Source organism: Xenorhabdus littoralis (assembly GCF_033949345.1).
Lineage (GTDB): Bacteria > Pseudomonadota > Gammaproteobacteria > Enterobacterales > Enterobacteriaceae > Xenorhabdus > Xenorhabdus littoralis.
In genome coordinates this window covers 1-16604 of the sequence record NZ_VCDP01000034.1, presented here as the reverse complement: position 1 = coordinate 16604, position 16604 = coordinate 1, and the positions used below count along the sequence as shown (strand labels likewise).

At 43.9% G+C, this 16604-nt stretch carries 16 protein-coding genes; 2 read left to right on the top strand and 14 right to left on the bottom strand.

Annotated features, from left to right (window positions below; all coding sequences use genetic code 11):
- Positions 1-18 precede the first annotated feature (18 nt).
- The 10 genes from FE394_RS09950 to FE394_RS09905 all read right to left on the bottom strand — a co-directional run bounded on the left by FE394_RS09950 (position 19) and on the right by FE394_RS09905 (position 8169).
- Entirely contained in the window at positions 19-444 is a 426-nt protein-coding gene (locus tag FE394_RS09950) for a hypothetical protein (RefSeq protein WP_319926236.1), read from the bottom strand.
- Positions 441-863, bottom strand: a complete 423-nt coding sequence (locus tag FE394_RS09945) for a GPW/gp25 family protein (RefSeq protein WP_319926235.1) — start codon at positions 861-863, stop codon at positions 441-443. The genes FE394_RS09950 and FE394_RS09945 overlap by 4 nt, the downstream gene beginning before the upstream one ends.
- Before the next feature lie 10 nt (positions 864-873).
- The gene (locus FE394_RS09940; protein ID WP_319926234.1) at positions 874-2490 is read right to left on the bottom strand and encodes a phage baseplate assembly protein V; all 1617 of its coding nucleotides are present in this window, start codon (positions 2488-2490) and stop codon (positions 874-876) included.
- Positions 2487-3176, bottom strand: coding sequence for a CIS tube protein (locus FE394_RS09935; protein ID WP_319926233.1), 690 nt, complete (start codon positions 3174-3176; stop codon positions 2487-2489). The genes FE394_RS09940 and FE394_RS09935 overlap by 4 nt, the downstream gene beginning before the upstream one ends.
- A complete protein-coding gene (locus FE394_RS09930; RefSeq protein ID WP_319926232.1) occupies positions 3173-3370 on the bottom strand; it encodes a DUF5908 family protein in 198 nt (65 codons plus the stop codon). Before FE394_RS09930 ends, FE394_RS09935 begins: the two co-directional genes overlap by 4 nt.
- Positions 3367-3825 carry a phage tail protein gene (locus tag FE394_RS09925; RefSeq protein ID WP_319926231.1) on the bottom strand — a complete coding sequence of 153 codons (459 nt, stop codon included), beginning with the start codon at positions 3823-3825 and terminating at the stop codon, positions 3367-3369. The genes FE394_RS09930 and FE394_RS09925 overlap by 4 nt, the downstream gene beginning before the upstream one ends.
- Positions 3826-3840: 15 nt before the next feature.
- A complete protein-coding gene (locus tag FE394_RS09920) occupies positions 3841-5094 on the bottom strand; it encodes a phage tail sheath C-terminal domain-containing protein (protein WP_319926230.1) in 1254 nt (417 codons plus the stop codon).
- 65 nt (positions 5095-5159) lie between these two features.
- A complete protein-coding gene (locus tag FE394_RS09915) occupies positions 5160-6587 on the bottom strand; it encodes a phage tail sheath family protein (protein WP_319926229.1) in 1428 nt (475 codons plus the stop codon).
- Positions 6588-6612: 25 nt separating this feature from the next.
- Positions 6613-7680 (bottom strand): phage tail sheath family protein, encoded by a 1068-nt coding sequence (locus FE394_RS09910; RefSeq protein ID WP_319926228.1) that lies wholly within the window; start codon positions 7678-7680, stop codon positions 6613-6615.
- Between the two features lie 39 nt (positions 7681-7719).
- Positions 7720-8169: a phage tail protein gene (locus tag FE394_RS09905; protein ID WP_319926227.1), complete on the bottom strand. Its 450-nt coding sequence runs from the start codon at positions 8167-8169 to the stop codon at positions 7720-7722.
- 580 nt (positions 8170-8749) lie between these two features.
- Between FE394_RS09905 and FE394_RS09900 the strand changes: the two genes are divergently transcribed.
- Positions 8750-9889 carry a hypothetical protein gene (locus tag FE394_RS09900; RefSeq protein ID WP_319926226.1) on the top strand — a complete coding sequence of 380 codons (1140 nt, stop codon included), beginning with the start codon at positions 8750-8752 and terminating at the stop codon, positions 9887-9889.
- A 134-nt stretch (positions 9890-10023) separates the two neighbouring features.
- On the opposite strand, the gene FE394_RS09895 is transcribed toward FE394_RS09900, so the two are convergent.
- The 3 genes from FE394_RS09895 to FE394_RS09885 all read right to left on the bottom strand — a co-directional run bounded on the left by FE394_RS09895 (position 10024) and on the right by FE394_RS09885 (position 13352).
- Complete coding sequence (locus tag FE394_RS09895) at positions 10024-10776, bottom strand: hypothetical protein (RefSeq protein WP_319926225.1); 753 nt, start codon at positions 10774-10776, stop codon at positions 10024-10026.
- A 758-nt stretch (positions 10777-11534) separates the two neighbouring features.
- Positions 11535-12362 (bottom strand): pepsin/retropepsin-like aspartic protease family protein, encoded by an 828-nt coding sequence (locus tag FE394_RS09890; protein WP_319926224.1) that lies wholly within the window; start codon positions 12360-12362, stop codon positions 11535-11537.
- A 375-nt stretch (positions 12363-12737) separates the two neighbouring features.
- Complete coding sequence (locus tag FE394_RS09885) at positions 12738-13352, bottom strand: beta/gamma crystallin domain-containing protein (RefSeq protein ID WP_319926223.1); 615 nt, start codon at positions 13350-13352, stop codon at positions 12738-12740.
- A gap of 543 nt (positions 13353-13895) precedes the next feature.
- Here FE394_RS09885 and thrS point away from each other — a divergent pair.
- Positions 13896-15089, top strand: coding sequence for a threonine--tRNA ligase (thrS, locus tag FE394_RS09880; protein ID WP_319926222.1), 1194 nt, complete (start codon positions 13896-13898; stop codon positions 15087-15089).
- Between the two features lie 73 nt (positions 15090-15162).
- Here thrS and FE394_RS09875 read toward each other — a convergent pair.
- A partial coding sequence (locus FE394_RS09875; RefSeq protein WP_319926221.1) for a thioesterase domain-containing protein occupies positions 15163-16604 on the bottom strand: 1442 nt, incomplete at its 5' end.

Below are 16604 nucleotides of genomic sequence, written 5' to 3'. Positions count from 1 at the left end.
TTTTTTTCAGCCAAAGCCTTAATTCACGGTGGCAAAATTTTGTTGAGTGATAAAACTGCCTTTGCCGAATGAAGGAGCCGGAACATCCGGTTGTGGCGGGTTCACGGTATTATTCATGGCGGGTGATTGAGGCGTAAACATGGCTGTAAACTTCTGCCCCTTAATAATTAAGGCCGCGCCACTGGTACATTGAAGAGCTTGCTGGCTGGCATCCAACGCACTGATGGTAATAGTGCCGGTTCCCGGTGTCATATGCGTATCTGTGGTATAGGTTGCAGAAACCCTGACTTGTTTCTCATCCCCCAGAATGCAGACTTTCTTGCCGCTTACCTGCGCATGCCCTTTAGCACTGATCTTACCCGGGTTGGGAACCATCACCTTTCGATTTCCAAAGTTAGGATCAAACTGGAGCATGTCACCGTTCACTACAATGGCCTCACTCATACCACCTCCATCACCCGACCTTCACTCAGTGCCAGTGTTCCCTGAATCTGCTGATTGATATCGCTTCCCCGCAGGCGATACATCACCTGCACTTGCAGGGTATTTTTGCTGTTTGGCGACTGACGAACCTGGATATCCGTAATATCCGCCCGTGATTCATAACGCAATACGCTGTCCTGGATATGGGATTCAATTTCAGCAAACAGTTCGTTGCGGATATTTTCAAACATAAAATCATTTAATCCGCAGCCATAATTTTCGCGCATCAGGCGTTCCCCCGGCTCTGTGCTGAACAGAACGTGCAAACTTTGGCGCACATCTTCTGCCCCCTCCGCCATTTCCACCCCCTTTTCAAGGGAGAAGGCGGGAGGAAAAGCCCAGCCACGACCATAGAGTTGTGTCAGTATTTGGTTTTCCATTGTTCACCTTTCACTGGGTAAGATTAATTTTGGCACCTTTGATCTCAACACTGTTTTTGCCGGACAGATTGAGTGATTTGTCCATTTGGGCATTCATTGTCTGCGCTTTCAGTGTTAAGTCTTTTTTCGTTGACAGAGAAATATCTTTATCCTGCTGGAGCTCGATTTGATTTTCTCCCGCATTGATTCGGATGATTTTCTTTTTGCCATTGATGACAATTTGTTGTTGGTTTTCACCTTGCTTAACCACCAAGACTTTTTCCTGATTATCTTGGGTGGGTTCTAACGGTGCTTTATTTTTCGGGTTGTGCATGGCCCCCAGAATCACCGGATAACGTGGATCATTTTCAAAAAAGCCGACAATCACTTCGTCACCCGGTTCTGGATAGAAACAGAAACCGCTTTCGTGGCTGGCGTAAGGTTTCCCTAGTCTTGCCCACAGAAATTCATTCGGGCGGTTCAGCACCGGCAGAATAATCGGGATGCGGTTCAAGTCTGCCTTGTCCTGCTGATATTTCGCGACCGTCGCAATATGCAGTTCAGGGGCATCGGGCAACACGGGCAGATATTCCTGTTGTAAGCCTATGCTCAGGGTGGTTTCCCAATCAATTCGCCGGTTAAAACGATGGCGCACCGCCGTAATGCTGGCTGTACCATCCAGTTGTGAACCAAATCCCGTTAATTGAATGTTGTCCCCTAACTGATAACGTCCATCACCTTTAAGCAGGAATTCACCTGTGACGCCAGAAATGCGTTGATTCAACAATAGTCCCTGTGCCAGATAGCCACTCTCTTGAGTGGTTAACGGGCTGCTGTAGCGAATGTCCCAACTCGTTTTATTTAAAGATGCCAGCCTGTCAGGGGAGAGTGCCGCTTTTCCCACGGCAACACTGCCGTAGCGGCCGCCTGATAATTCCTGTTGTTTACTGATATCCCAGCCACTGACTTCCAGTGAAGCGGGGTTAAGATGATTGTCAAACTGCCAACTGGCATCCTTGACGACGATATCTTTTTTCTCATCCCCCCGGCTTTTCAGGATATGGGTTGAGTTGGATTTCAGGGATTCAGGTTGGGCAATTTGAACGCCTTCTATCGTGGGTAACAGCCATACGCCAGTGGCAGATAGCCGACACAGCAGAAAACGCCAGTCTGAACAACGGAATTGCACCATCTGCTCATGTTTTTGATCTAACGCGGCTATCCGTTCAAAGTGAGCCTTGATGCCAGCCTGATTCAACAAGGTATTTAAGATGGTTTTTTCGCTGCTGGCCTTAAACAGTTGTGAATGTTGGGTATCTACCATCAGTTGCAAGCGATGCTTGACGAGCAACGTCAGCAATAATTGCTTATTTTTGATCTTCAATGTGTTGCGGGTAATCAGGCCATTAAACAGCACCGATTTCCGGCCGCCGTCAGTCACTTCCAGACGCAGGGTTTTCCCTGCCTGACAATGGGCCAGTTCTGCCTGTACATCTGTCTGGCTGAAAGAGGACAGTGGCCTATCCGGCAGGCTGATTTTCAGCGTTGCCGAAGGGATGCTGTTCACGCGGTAATAGGTATCCACATCGACGACGGCCAAAAGAGACAATGCTTTGCCATCTGCAATAATTTTCAGTTGATGGCTCATGGTGCGTCTCCTTTGGTGGCCTGTAATATTTCACCCGGTACGAAGCCATTGAGGTTATCCAGACCGTTTTGCCAGGCCAGTGACAAATAATCGACACCGCCGGACAGCGTTGATGCCGTACCGGCTGCCATCAGCGCCAGCGATACGCCATCTTGTACCCGTAAGGCGATTTTTGCCGGCGATTTCAGGTTTTGTTCTGTCTCCTGCAAGACCAGGCTTTCATCCGCCACCAGTGTCAGGATGACCCGCGCCCGCAAGGGGGTGGCATCACGATCAAACAAGGTGTAATTCACAGACAAACCTTTCGCCCTGCCGGCAAAATAACCGCGGTTTTCCCAACGCATTTTGCCCCATTTAATTTGCAGGAATCGCGTTTCATTACTGGTGGCATCCACGCTGCACAGTTGTTTGAGCTGCATTAGCTGAGCTTCAACGGGGGTTTTGTTACCCGGCATCGTGGCATCAAAAATCAACTCAAGGGATAATCCTGCGGGTTTGGCCTGTACATAAATACTGCTTTGTTTCTCGCTGTTAATGGCCTGGGATTGTTGATAATCCGTTTGATAATCCAGTTGCAGGGAATCGGGGTTATACATGGCTTGCACGGTGCCTGCCCGTATTTTTCCTTCCCTGTCTTTATAAGCATTAATGGTCAGCTTCGCTAAACCACGTTCAATCAGACTCATGGACGCCACCCTTCCTCATCGCGTAATTCGGCCAGCACTTCGCGTTTAATTTTTTCAATCAAGGCTGCTTCATCCAGACTTTCCTGAATCAACGAATGGCCTTGTTGATCTGATTCAGTCGCTTGTGTTGGTAATATTGGTGCTGATGACACCACTTTTGCCTGAATGATTAATTCTCTGATTTCTACGGTCATACTTTGACTCCCAACCAGCACATATCCTGATAGCGCAGCTCAAGGGTATTCACCAAGATGGCGTTACTGTTCGCGTCAAAGTCGCTGGTTTGCCAGCGTACCGGCAAGGCATTGCTCAGTGTCCAACTGGATACGGGCAGTGAATTTTCGTTTAACAGCATAATCACTACATCCGCATAGGCGACTTTTTCTCCGCGCAATACGCGGTCAAACATCCAGGTCAAAGGAGAAACCGTCATCACGCCGCGCTCCAGCGTTAATGTGCCGTGTTGGATTTTCTCGGCCAGATAATTATTGCGGGCGTTTTCGCCGCCCTGACTGTGCTGGGTCACCTGAAGTTCCCGACTCAGGCCGGAAATGCGCTGAAAGCGGATATCCAGTGGATCGGGAATACCATTAAAAATAAAACTCGCCATAAAACGGTGGGATACCACGGGGGTGTAATAATCGTTCATTGTGCTCTTTCCTTCTTAAGACAAAAGCGCTCCCGTCTGGGTATCAAAGACCAGACTGATCTCGATAAATTCAGCGGGAGACAATACGGCCAGGGCGACTTTCATAATCATTTTCCCGGCCCGGATATCCTCTTCGGTCATCGTCTCATTGACCCCTAACAGCACGGTAAATGCCTCATCTTCCCGTGAGCCGTACAAGCCACCCTGTAACCACAATTGCCGTAACCAGTTGTAACTTTGTCCCTTGCATTTCATCCATGTCAGCTCGTTATTGGGTTCAAAGATGTACATACGGGCCAATTGCGCCAAATGTACGGTGACATAAGAAACCAGACGACGGGTTTGCAGGTAACGCCACGGTGTGTTGTTTGTGTTTTCCAGCGTGCGGCATCCCCATACGCGTATGCCTTTGCCGGGAAAACTGCGGATCACATTGAGCGAAGTGCCATTGGCGTTAAACAGCACACTCCCCTGAAAATGGGATCTAACCGGCCGAATCACCTGAGACAGGGCAATATTGGCCGGCGCCTTCCACACGCCGATTTCGCTATCTGTGCGCTGGATAATTGCTGCGATGGCGGCGGTAGAGGAAAGCACGATACCTTTCTTGCCGGCTATGTTTTTACTGGATATATCTTGGCTGGATACGTCCTGATAAGTGGTTTCCAGACGTGGCCAATAGGCGGCTCCCCATTGGCGATACGCTGATGATAAATCCCTCAGACATTGGTGAGCCTGTTCAACCTCATCCGGTGCGTCCAGCAGTACAAAAAGATTGGCGCGGATCTGGCTCAGTTGCAGCAGGGTCATCCAACCTTCAGACCACAAATTGACTAAAGTGTGTTGATCCTCAATCACACTGTCATTCAGCCGGGCGATATCCGGTGCCAAAATCAGGGTAATTTGTGTTTCACCGCCAATGGCTTCTTTCACCGCGTCAGAGCTTAATGCGGCTATCAGGGTTTCGGCTTCCGCTTGGGTCATGTTTGCTGAGGGCATATTGCCTTGCAGCGGTAACACAAAAGCCCGTTGCCCGCCATTATCGAAATAGTGCCTGACGGCCAATGCCATCAGATGATCGCCACCAAATAGCTGGTTATATTCCGCCAGATTGTCGATACGAACCGCGGTTTCTGCTTGCTGTTGCTTTAGTTGCTGTGGATTATGGGCGGTATAGCCAATAAATACGGGCACTGCGCTGGGTATCTCTTGCTGGCCTGTGGTAATGATACTTTCTGTTAAGGTCACGCCCGGTTGAATTTTTTCCATCATCATCTCCTCCAAAGTGGTTAGATAGGCACTGTATTGACAGTGCCTGTGTTTAATCATGGAGATTACTGAGCGACATCCTGCGTAAATTGCAGAACAATAAATTCAGCCGGCCGTACCGCAGCCAGACCTACTTTCATGATCATTTTGCCTTGTTTGATATCAGCATCAGACATGGTGATATCCTGACCAATATGGACAAAATAAGCCTCTTCCGGGCTGTTCCCCAACAGGGCATTTTTTTGCCAAAGGGCATAAAGATATTGGTCAACGGCGGCCTTGGCGCGCATCCAGGTCGGTTGATTATTGGTTTCAAATAACACGGCCCGCAGTGCCTGACGGATATCGCGTTCAACGGAATTGAACAGACGACGGACGGGAATGTAGCGCCAGTTGATCTCACCGTTCTGAGCATAAGTACGCGCCCCCCAAACCATCAAGCCACGGCCGGTAAATGAACGGATAACATTGATGCCATTATCATTCATGGTACCTTGCCGTTCGTCATCGACTTTATCAGTCAGGTCTTTGATTCCGCTGAGTGCAACGTTGGCGGGGGCTTTCCAGACGCCACGCTGGCTATCAGTTTGGCAATAAATTCCGGCAATGGCAGTACTTGGCGAAAGAATGAGACTACGTTGCTGTTCCTGTTGCAATCTGTCATCAATTTCCTGCGCCAGGACTTTATCTGTCTCTCTAAGTTGTTTCAGAGTCTTTAGTTTGTCCTTACCTGATTCATTCTCATAACCACTGATAAGAACATCTTGCTCGTCGGGCAAGGTGGAGAATTTCAGGTTTGTTTCCAACTTAGGATAATAGGCAGCGACCTTGCTGTTATTTCCCATGCCAGACACTGATTCACCATCAAGGCTATCTGCAATCAGGAAATAGCCTACTTTGTTATTATTCAACAGTGAGCTGACTGCACCGTAGATTTTGCTTTTATACTCCTGATCTTCTTCTGGACAAACCAGCAGGGTGATATCCCCTTTTTGTTCAATTAATTCGGGAATAGCGGCCAGATTCAGCTCACTAGTATCATTTAGTGAATAGATATAGCAGGCTCCTCCCCCATTTTGAAAATAGAGCTTCAAGGCTTCTACGGCTTGAGATAGATAGACTTTCTCAATATTGTGAATCCATTTTTTTGGTTCTTCTTCAGCAACAGAAGCAGAGAGAACTTGAACATTAGGTGTTTTTGGGGTTTCAGCCTCTTTCTGTTCAACTTGTTCTTTTTCACCTCCTTCTTTTTTTGTTTCATCCTTAGAAGGGGGGAACGATGTGATGGCAATCTCGGTCACTGGTGCCAAAGAAAAAGCGGAAGTAAATTCAAGCCAATTGCTGATACGGGTACAGACTTGGGCTGAATCCGCTACTTTCGGGGTAAATTTACCGATAAAAACAGGTACGGCAGTGGCACTGGTGCTGACAGACAATGCAAGGGAAGCATCTTCTTCAATATAAACGCCGGGCGCTTTTAGATTAGTTGACATGATAATTCCTCATCAATCAATGTGATTAACGCTGTTCTACATCTTGCGTAAACTGGAGAATGATAAATTCCGCAGGTCGAACAGCAGCCAAGCCGATCTTCACAATCATTTGCCCTTGATTAATCTGTTCCGGCGTCATCGTAATGCCCTTGCCAATCTGTACGAAATAGGCTTCTTCTTCTTTGCTACCGGCCAGCCCCCCTTGCTGCCACAGGCTATGAAGATAATTGCTGATTGCCGCTCTGACTCGCTCCCAGGTCGGCTGGCTGTTCGGTTCAAACATGGCAAAGCTCATGGCGCGCTGAACATCCCGCTCGACGGTATTAAACAGGCGGCGCACAGGGACATAGCGCCAATTATCACTATCTTCCAGTGTTCTGGCTCCCCAAACGGTGGCACCGGTATTGCTGAAATTTCGGATCATATTGATGGCACGACCGGAGTTGTATGCGCCCTGCAATTCATCTGTGACCAAGAATGCAGGTTCCAGACTCCCTTTCAGGGCGATATTGGCAGGAGCCTTCCACACTCCGCGGGATAAATCGACAGAGGCATAAACCCCTGCCATAACAGCACTCGGTGGAATGGTTGTCTCTGCCCAATCTGCTTTCAGCCACGGGTAGTAAACTGCGGCAAATGGTGTGGCGTCATACTTTCCTTTGGCCGTTTCTGCATCATTGATAGTCAATGCTTCTTCAGGGCCATCAAAAATGGCAAATAACCCCTTTCCTGCCTGACATAAAGTTGCTGCGGCTGTTTTAATATCTTCACCCGCCGCAACCAGCAAAGTGACATCATCTAAGGTTGGAATTAGTTTTTCTAAACTCTCGGTTTGAATGAGATAGCAGTAACCTCCGCCATTGGTAAAATAAGCCCGCAGAGAAACTGCCAACTTATCTTTGTTGTCAAAGGTTTTCTCCAGATTAAGATAATCCATCCAGGAATTAATTCGGAGTGCAATATCTCCATTAATATGTTTTTTTTCTTTATTCACGGCAAAAACAGGAACGGCTGTGGCACTATTTGATACGGATAAAGCCAGGCTATTTAATTCTTCAATATAAACGCCGGGATAACTGGTCGTGGTTGTCATAAAAATTCCTTTATACAAAATGATTAACGATGTAATGCCTTAAACAGCCTGCATAGAGACGCGATCGGCTGTCAGGCTAATTTCCTGAACGGCGATATCATTGCTGGTGGCATCAAAGGAAGGCGAAGTCAATGAGGTAGGGAAAGCATTAGCAACATTCCAGGTCATTAATAATTCAGTGCCTGCGTCATTGGTTAAGCTAATGGTAATATCTTTTTTCTCGACTTGATTAAGCTGGATAGAATTAATCCAATCAAACAGTTCAGTTTTGCCGGGGAAAACACCTTTACGCAGAGTAATATTGATGGGTTGACGCTGGCCGGGCATTTTGAACCAATTACCCGCACCATCGCGGTACTCAATGGTGTCATAACTAATATCCAGTCCTGAAACACTGTTAAATGGAATTTGTTCATCCCCGACAGAAACAAGGAAACGATAAGAAGGAATAGGATATTCAACTGCAATTTGAGATGTGCTTGTAGACATAATAGCCTCTTTTAAAATAAGAATGGTTATGATTAATATCAAATAAAATAGGGTGTAAAAATATATTTAGATAAAGCTACCGCCACAAAATGACAGGTATATCATTCTGAAAAAATTTTTGTGGGGCTATATCATGCTTATATCGATAATCATCGTGCCGAAAAAGTGACAATGAGTACATTGCCAATAATGCAATTTGCTTTTTATGCAATTTCATTTACATGCAAACGAAGATGAAGATATTCTGTCTTACCGGTTAAAGCTTATTATTTGATAAACCTGATGTGGTAAATTAAATATGGATGCCCTTGAATAAATAGAATCAAAAACGTTCAAATAAAAAATATGATAAATGCATTTATTTACAAGAAGAGCTCTTCTGTGTCCTGAAAGATATTCCGTCAACGTTATAAATGCTCATCATAAATGTTCATCATAAATGTTCATCATAAATGTTCATCGATTTGGAGAAGAAAATGGCTGATAACAATCGTAATTCTGAAAGTACGGTTCCGACTAAAAAAACGCAATACCACTGGCAGATGCACTAAAAGAACGTTTTAAATCGGGCAGTATTCCATTGCAAACTGATTTTGCTGATTTAATTGATATGGCAAATATCGGGCTACGTGCCACAGGGCAAGCCTCAGATCAAAATGGTTCTGGTGATGGATTCAAACTGGATAATAGCGGGACGCTGCAACTTAAATTAAATCCAGGCAGTACCGACACTGACTATGCACCGCTAATTAGCGTGAAGGATATGTTAGCAACCGACCTGGGTTCCGGGCTGGTGTATAAAAAAGACGGTATCTGCGTGGGTGAGGGGAACGGTCTTGCCGTCGGTGCCAATAGTGTGTCATTAAAACTGGCGAAAGGCTCGCATGTCAATGGCGGCGGTGGTCAAGGTACTGATGGGCAAACCAACGGCAATGCCGGAGGTCTGGCATTAAGCAGCAGCGGTTTATCTGTTGATTCCGGGAACGGTATTCAAATTAATACCCAAGGGGTGAGCGTTAAACTCGCGACCAACAGTGGATTAAGTGCAGATGAGAGTAATGGTTTAAAAGCCGTAGTCAGCAATGGTATTCAAATTAATGCTAAAGGGATGAGCGTTAAACTCGCGACCAACAGTGGATTAAGTGCGGATGAGAATAATGGTTTAAAAGTTGTTGTCAGCAATGGTATTCAAGTAAATGGAAATAGTATTGGTCTTACTCCTGAGCAAACCTTCCAGAAAGGGATGGTGATGATGTTTGCCGGCACTGAGTCTGGAATGCCGAAGGGGTGGGCATTATGCGATGGCCAAAATGGAAGGCCGGATTTACGGGATAGATTTGTACTTGGCTCTACCGGATTTACCAATGTTAATCAAACCAATAATCAAAAGGTGCAGGGGAATAATAGTGCCAAGTATTTTAATGTAACTTCAGATACAAAAAACCCCAGCATTAGAGTTAATGTTAATGGGCATACCCTAACAATTAATGAGATCCCATCGCACAGTCACTCTATTTACACTGCGGGGAATGAAGGGGGGGGCGGGCAAGCTCTATACGAGAGGAATGGGAGGAGTCCTGGTTATACATGGGAGTTTTCAAAGTCAGAAGGAGGGGGGGGCTCACATGACCATGGTGCCTCTGCAACTCAAGACAGTCATTCTCATAGTGTCAATGTGGTACCCCCATATTATATTCTTGCTTTTATCATTAAGCTGTAGTTTATTTTTCTTTTTTTAGTCTTTTAGTCGTAATAAGGGGGTAGGGTTTGCCTGCCTCCTGAGTTGACATTGTAAAGCCTAAATAATTATTTGGAGCATAGCTAAGCTTTTTCTTCGATTAGTACTCATAGTACTTACATTTGTTCAATAATGTTATTGAGATGTTTATTATCTCTATCATTGAAATTTGGAAAATAAAAACACATAATTCTAATTCGTTTATGACTATTTATTCTAAAATACATGCTATTTATAGCAATCTCTATTGCATCTGGTGTGAATTTTCTGATTTTCTCCAATTTTCCGCCGGTGTTTGGGTCAAATACAAATAAATTTTCCTTATTCCAAAAAGCAAATCCCGCATGATTCAAAAGTAGATTATTTTTAGAGGATGCTAAGTCTTTATAATTATTATAAAACAATGATCCGATATGTGTTTCTGCGGTTTTTTCATAATCCATAGTACTTAATAATACTAAAACGCAACCTTCATCAGGAAACTCGTTATCATTAAAAAAATAACCAGGAAAAGGAGATTTACATGCCTTTTTCTGTATAAAAAGCATATTTGTATTAAAATTAAAACACTCACTCGATAGTGCATTTAGTCCACTGTTATGGATTATTTCTGAGTGTTTTTTTGCTATATCAAATACTTCCTGGAGTGATGGAAATTTAAAATTTCTTTCACCATAGATGTAATCACAACAATGAGGTAGTAGAGTATAATGACATTGACATGTTTCATTTATTATTTTTTTTAATAGATAGAGTGAAATTCCATAGCAAAAACCACGACCAGGCTTAAAAGAGAAATCATTAATTATTTTATTTTCTTTCAAGTTATTAATGTAATGAGTTTGGTTAAATAAAAAGAAATCATTCATAATCTATTTCCTCTTTATTCAAAATTCCATTAAAAATATTTTATAACTACCATATAACCTTGTCGGGTTTAAATCAATGACTTTTGACAATAGTAGATCACTCGTTGGATCATATTATTAATGTTATATCTGGGTTAGGATAACGACCTTATCGTATAAATGTTATTTTCTTTGATAATATCAATATAGAACGTCTTCTTAAAAAATACAGTAATATAGACATAAACACCAATGGAAGAAACAGTAGTGGTAATTTATATGAGTATAGAAACCAAAAAGACGATAGTCTGACCGGAAAAGAGTTAAGATGGTTTTTCAGGCACAGAACTAATCCCAGAGTTGCTAAAAAAATCCAATTTTGGCGAAACAAGTCGCCCACTTATCCACCTTGGTTGGAAGCGAGAACCCATCATTTATGGGATAAATATGATAAGCATTTACAGCAAAAAATGATGAGGATCGAAGAAGAGAAATATGAAGGTTTAGCCCGATTATTTGGCATACTTTGATCCTACTCTGAGATGTACTAGATTGACAACGCTCTGATTTGCCCTGTCAGTAGGCAGCATTTTAGCATACAACCTCCAAACCCGTTGCGATGAAACTATCCATCAAATACTGGGGCTAAATATCTAGTCATTAGCTCTATAGTACCCAGCCTTTGAACCATGATGCGAAAAACTCCGCCGGTAGACTGACACTAATATTCGAAAGAGGAAAGGACATCAACGTTTGGCTCAGGTCATTGAGAATAATCGTTACTTCGGCAAGCTAATCATCAATCGATCATTCGATATGATAAGAACCCTGTTTGAAAGGAAGTCATCACCTAACAGGCCATCAAAATTTATCCGGTCATCAGTAACTTGCAAGAGCAGCGCAGAGAGCTTAATACCGTCAGGTGTCACAATGGTTTTCTTTGGACAGGCCCGCGAGAAATCAATACACCCTTCCTTTGAAAAAAGCACTGTATGACTTGCACCAGTATCGATAACCATACGGTATATTTTCTTGTTGTCAGATTGTACCTTGATTTCTATCCCGTGCTTTTCGCGGGTGAACGGGATAGATTGCCAGCGATAGCCCGCAGGAAGCGTTTTAAGATTGTCGGTTATGGTCAGCATTTTTGAAGCATAGTCGATAACGAGTGTCTTGTTTTTGGCGACACCCAGCCCTAACACTCCATTTATGCGAAGTTGTCCGTTGTCGTCTAACATACCGCCGTTACCCCACGGTTTAAGGATTTCAATATCAACATTTGAAAGGCTTTTTCCGTTCACAGTGATATTTGCTGGACTGGCCGTTACAGTAGAACTCTCAACGCCGAAAATATCGTAACTTTGCGTGGTTGTCGTGCGAATTTTCTGCTCTTGAAAAATCGAATCAAAGACGGATTGAGGGAGATAAAAGGCGGCGGATGCCCCTGTATCTATTTCAATCTTATCAATCTCTTTACCGTTGATATTGAGTGACACCGAAGGGGTTGCGCGATCAAGGTAAACAATCGGCGCTGTAATCTCTGCCTGTACTGTTGCCGGAGCTATCGTAAAACACAGTGCCATGCAGACACTCAGAACTCTATTCATATTCAGTAACTCCGAGAAATAGGGAGGGTGAGATGGGGAGTTTGATGAAAACTTATCCATAAGTTACATTTTTTAATATAGATTAAATTCCATTTAAATTTAACTATAAATTAAAATAAAAACAAACAGATAACGCATGTTAAATATAAATACTTTTATATAATTTAACTGATATTGTTAATTTTGTAATTATAAGGAATCAAAGGTATTGTCACACTATGTGAAAGGAATGAATTCAGCAGAGTGGTTATTGATGGGCGATCTTTTATTGATATTAACCCTTTTAGATTAAAAAGGGAGTGAGCTAAAAAGCACTCCCTTATTTGCTGTTATTAATTTGGATGTTTTTTATGTCTGTAGTTATTTATGTGGGGTTCAGAAAGGCTCTAACGTGAAAATAAAATGATAACTCTCTTTTTTCTCTATTTTAATATGGGGTGGTTTTGTTTCATCATATGTAACAATATCAAGACCTGTGCCAGTATGTTTAAAATAGACAGCACCTTGTGTAACCGGAATGTTATTCTGATCAAATACAACAACAGATGTAACATAGAGCTGGCCATCTGTAGGAATTAATCCCACTATTTCATAGTCGCCGTTTGAATAGCAGTCTACAGCATCTGGAATGGTATAGGTTTGAATGTTAGCTCTGAAAACCTGATCCACACCGGAGTTGTTAACTAATTTTATTGCCAGTAAATCACGGTTGTTAGGCGATACAATAAACTTTGATAAGCCTTGAATATCACTGACATCTGTCTGACTTGTATCCCATTCACGATAAATTTGTCCCGCTTGGCTATCACTGCCATGTCGCCAGGCAAAAACGATAGAGCCTGATCCTACTTCAACGGAAAGAAATTTATCATTTAATGGTGTGCCGACTAAATTTACTACTGTACTATTTTCTGGATATTCATAAGAATCTCCGTCATAATTCTTTTTAGTATAAAATATAGCGCCAGTGATTAAATTATCTTTAGACATAATAGGTGTTATCCTCAGTTTTTTCGAAAGTTAATAACTAGAATAAAGAGATGGGTTTATATGTCAAGGCAGTGGGTGTCTCTTATATTGAGACTTTTCTCTAAAAAATATTTATTTGGCTTTATATGTACTGAAATTAATAAATAACGCCGTTTTAATTTGTAATGACTGTTGTTTCTTTTTCTATTAACTATCAAATTCGGATGCTTAATTAATTTACAGTGCTTAGTAAGAAAATCAGAGTACCTTAAAAAGCATATTGGTAATTTTCTTAAATAGACAACTCCCGCTTGCTTTTTCTGAAACAGGCTGCTAAGAATATCAACATTATGAAAAAAATTAAATTGATCCCTATTCTGGCTAAGCCAGTTCAACAAACTACCACCACCGAAACCAGCAGGTTGTTCGGGGGGTAAAGACGACTGAATTTTTAAAACCCTCTGAGCGATTCGCCAGAGGGTTTTTTTATCCCTGTTTTATGCGATTCGCCCAGAGTTTCATTAGTTAAAGTTTCCTCAATAAAAGTTTCACTAAGGAGAAACGATGAAAACACATCGCGAAATCGCACAACAGCTCGATCTGTTCCATTCAGAGCCCCAAGGGCCGGGGATGATTTTCTGGCACCCGAACGGATGGCGTTTGTTTCAGGATATTCAGCAGCATATTCGCCAACTCTATCAACAGCACGGTTTTCAGGAGGTTCGTACTCCCCAGTTTCTGAAAAAGGATCTCTGGCAAACTTCCGGTCATCTGATGATGTTCGGAGAAGATATGTTCTTCGGTGGGGGTCAGGAAAATATGCAAGAGTATGCGCTAAAACCCATGTCTTGTCCGGCGCATATATTACTGTTCAAACGCGGTGTACACAGCTACAGGGAACTGCCGGTAAAATTGTTTGAATTTGGTCTTGTGCATCGCAATGAGCCTTCTGGTTCTTTGAACGGGAGTTTACGGCTGCGTCAGTTCACTCAGGATGATGCCCATGTGTTTTGTGCGTGGTCACAGGTTCAGGATGAGATCAAACATTTTCTGGGCAGGGCCAGACATGTTTATCGTCAGTATGGTTATCAGCAGTTTGCGGTCAAAATATCCACACGTCCTGAGTCAGCTTTGGGGGAATTGGCATTGTGGCAAAGTGCAGAACAGGTTTTGATTGACGTCTGCCGGAGCGAGTCGATTGATTTTGAATTACAGGTCGGGGAAGGGGCGTTTTACGGACCCAAAATCGAGCTGGCTCTTCAGGATAACAGGGGACGTGAGTGGCAGTGCGGCACAATCCAACTGGATTTCAATCTGCCGGAACGATTCGATATCACATACACAAATGCTGCCGGAGAGAGAGAACGTCCGGTGATCTTACATCAGGTAATGTATGGTTCTCTGGAACGTTGGATCGGCATGTTGCTGGAAGTGACTCAGGGAGCTTTACCTGAGTGGATTCATCCGCTGCCGGTTGCAATTGCAACGGTCAGTGAAGCGGCGCTTGACTATGCCAATGAATTGGCGAATTCGCTTAAATCTGCGGGGCTGCATGTGTTGATAGATCACAGTAATAATTCTGTTTCCCGCAAAATCAAGCGATTCCATCAAATGAAAATCCCCAATATTTTGATTGTCGGCGAGCAGGAAATGAAAACGCATCAGGTTGTGCTGCGGCGAGGAAAAGTTGTTGCCGCTGTAGAGAAAGAGAAATTGGCTGAGCAGTTACTGATATACAGGAATGCACAGTTGATCTGAGAAATCCTGATTCAGCGGTTTAAAATGCGGCTTAAGAATAAAGCGCCCGTTTTAACGGGCGCTTATCAGTATATCAATCTTCTTCTTTGCTCATCATGGCATCAACCTTCATGGCATCAACCAATGCTTTACCGACAAATTGAATATTGGGTTGCTTCATGATGGAGCCATGAGAACCCGTGATATCAACAACGGTTAGCTGTACTGGTGGAATGATCTTATCCCAGCCAAGACTGACACTATGCTCAGTATCCGCTTCTTGCTCCGTGGCCCTGAATAGGGTGATGCGAGTACCGGCAGGGCATACCGATGGGGTATAGTAATTGGCCGCAACTGAGATGTTGTGATACAGGATCAGATGCTGTCTGATATTTTCAGGGGAAATATCAGGTGGCAGCAGGTCGTTCTCTTGTGCCAGCATTAACATCGCATTGTAGTCACGTTTCAGTATGAGTTCATTTATTTCATCTTCCAGACTGTCAGGGAGATCATCAGGGATGTTATCCACTAAAATGGCAATTTCATCAAAGACAAATCCCGCCTCTTTCTCTTCCGGTGAGAAAGTATTTTCATAACTGGCATGAGTATCAAGAAGCCCGACAAAATGCACGGTTTCACCTTCCGCAATCAGTTGACAGGCCATTTCATAGGCAATTGACCCGCCGACAGACCAGCCTGCAAAGGAGTAAGGCCCTTGCACTTCTGCCTGACGGATTGAGTCAATGTACCCTTTCGCCATATCTTTCAAGCTGACCGGCGTATTTTCTTCCGCCTGTGCATCATTGGCGATGATCCCATAAATCGGCATCTCTTTATCATTAAGATAAGGGACCAGTTCGTAAGCATAATTAATATCGCCATTAACCGGATGGATAAGGAACAGCGCAGGCTTAGTGTTGTCTGTGCGGTTACCTTTGCGAACGGTCACTACATTCGTTTGTTGGGTGGATGGGGAGTCCAACTGAATAAATGCGACAAATTCACTGATGGTCGGATTGGCAAGAAAATCGCGCACTGCAATATTCATCCCCAAAACCTGACGCAAGCGGACGACAATTTGCAGGGTTAACAGGGAGTGACCGCCCAGTTCGAAGAAGTGGTCATGGCGTCCGACCCGTCCTACACTGAGGCACTCTTGCCATACTTCAGCCACGATATTCTCCATTTCACCGATTGGCGCTTCATACCCTTGTGTGATGATGGCGGACTCATCCGGTGCAGGCAGGGCTTTGCGATCCAGCTTGCCGTTGGCGGAGAGCGGGAAGGCATCCAATATCACAAACGCGCTGGGGAGCATGTTTTCCATCAGGCGTGTGCCCAGTTGTTCGCGCAGTTGGGAAGGGATAAGGGTGACATCGGTCTGTGGAATGACATAAGCCACCAGACGCTTGTCACCACTTTCTGTTTCTCGGGCGATGACAACGGCATCACTGACACCTTCACAGGCCGCCAGTTGTGTTTCAATTTCCCCTAATTCAATGCGGAAACCCCGGATCTTGACCTGAAAATCATTGC

What these genes read in the sequence shown, in the direction of transcription:
- FE394_RS09950 (WP_319926236.1), bottom strand. Translation starts at nt 444, where the DNA reads ATGAGTGAGGCCATTGTAGTGAACGGTGACATGCTCCAGTTTGATCCT.
- FE394_RS09945 (WP_319926235.1), bottom strand. Translation starts at nt 863, where the DNA reads ATGGAAAACCAAATACTGACACAACTCTATGGTCGTGGCTGGGCTTTT.
- FE394_RS09940 (WP_319926234.1), bottom strand. Translation starts at nt 2,490, where the DNA reads ATGAGCCATCAACTGAAAATTATTGCAGATGGCAAAGCATTGTCTCTT.
- FE394_RS09935 (WP_319926233.1), bottom strand. Translation starts at nt 3,176, where the DNA reads ATGAGTCTGATTGAACGTGGTTTAGCGAAGCTGACCATTAATGCTTAT.
- FE394_RS09930 (WP_319926232.1), bottom strand. Translation starts at nt 3,370, where the DNA reads ATGACCGTAGAAATCAGAGAATTAATCATTCAGGCAAAAGTGGTGTCA.
- FE394_RS09925 (WP_319926231.1), bottom strand. Translation starts at nt 3,825, where the DNA reads ATGAACGATTATTACACCCCCGTGGTATCCCACCGTTTTATGGCGAGT.
- FE394_RS09920 (WP_319926230.1), bottom strand. Translation starts at nt 5,094, where the DNA reads ATGGAAAAAATTCAACCGGGCGTGACCTTAACAGAAAGTATCATTACC.
- FE394_RS09915 (WP_319926229.1), bottom strand. Translation starts at nt 6,587, where the DNA reads ATGTCAACTAATCTAAAAGCGCCCGGCGTTTATATTGAAGAAGATGCT.
- FE394_RS09910 (WP_319926228.1), bottom strand. Translation starts at nt 7,680, where the DNA reads ATGACAACCACGACCAGTTATCCCGGCGTTTATATTGAAGAATTAAAT.
- FE394_RS09905 (WP_319926227.1), bottom strand. Translation starts at nt 8,169, where the DNA reads ATGTCTACAAGCACATCTCAAATTGCAGTTGAATATCCTATTCCTTCT.
- FE394_RS09895 (WP_319926225.1), bottom strand. Translation starts at nt 10,776, where the DNA reads ATGAATGATTTCTTTTTATTTAACCAAACTCATTACATTAATAACTTG.
- FE394_RS09890 (WP_319926224.1), bottom strand. Translation starts at nt 12,362, where the DNA reads ATGAATAGAGTTCTGAGTGTCTGCATGGCACTGTGTTTTACGATAGCT.
- FE394_RS09885 (WP_319926223.1), bottom strand. Translation starts at nt 13,352, where the DNA reads ATGTCTAAAGATAATTTAATCACTGGCGCTATATTTTATACTAAAAAG.
- thrS (WP_319926222.1), top strand. Translation starts at nt 13,896, where the DNA reads ATGAAAACACATCGCGAAATCGCACAACAGCTCGATCTGTTCCATTCA.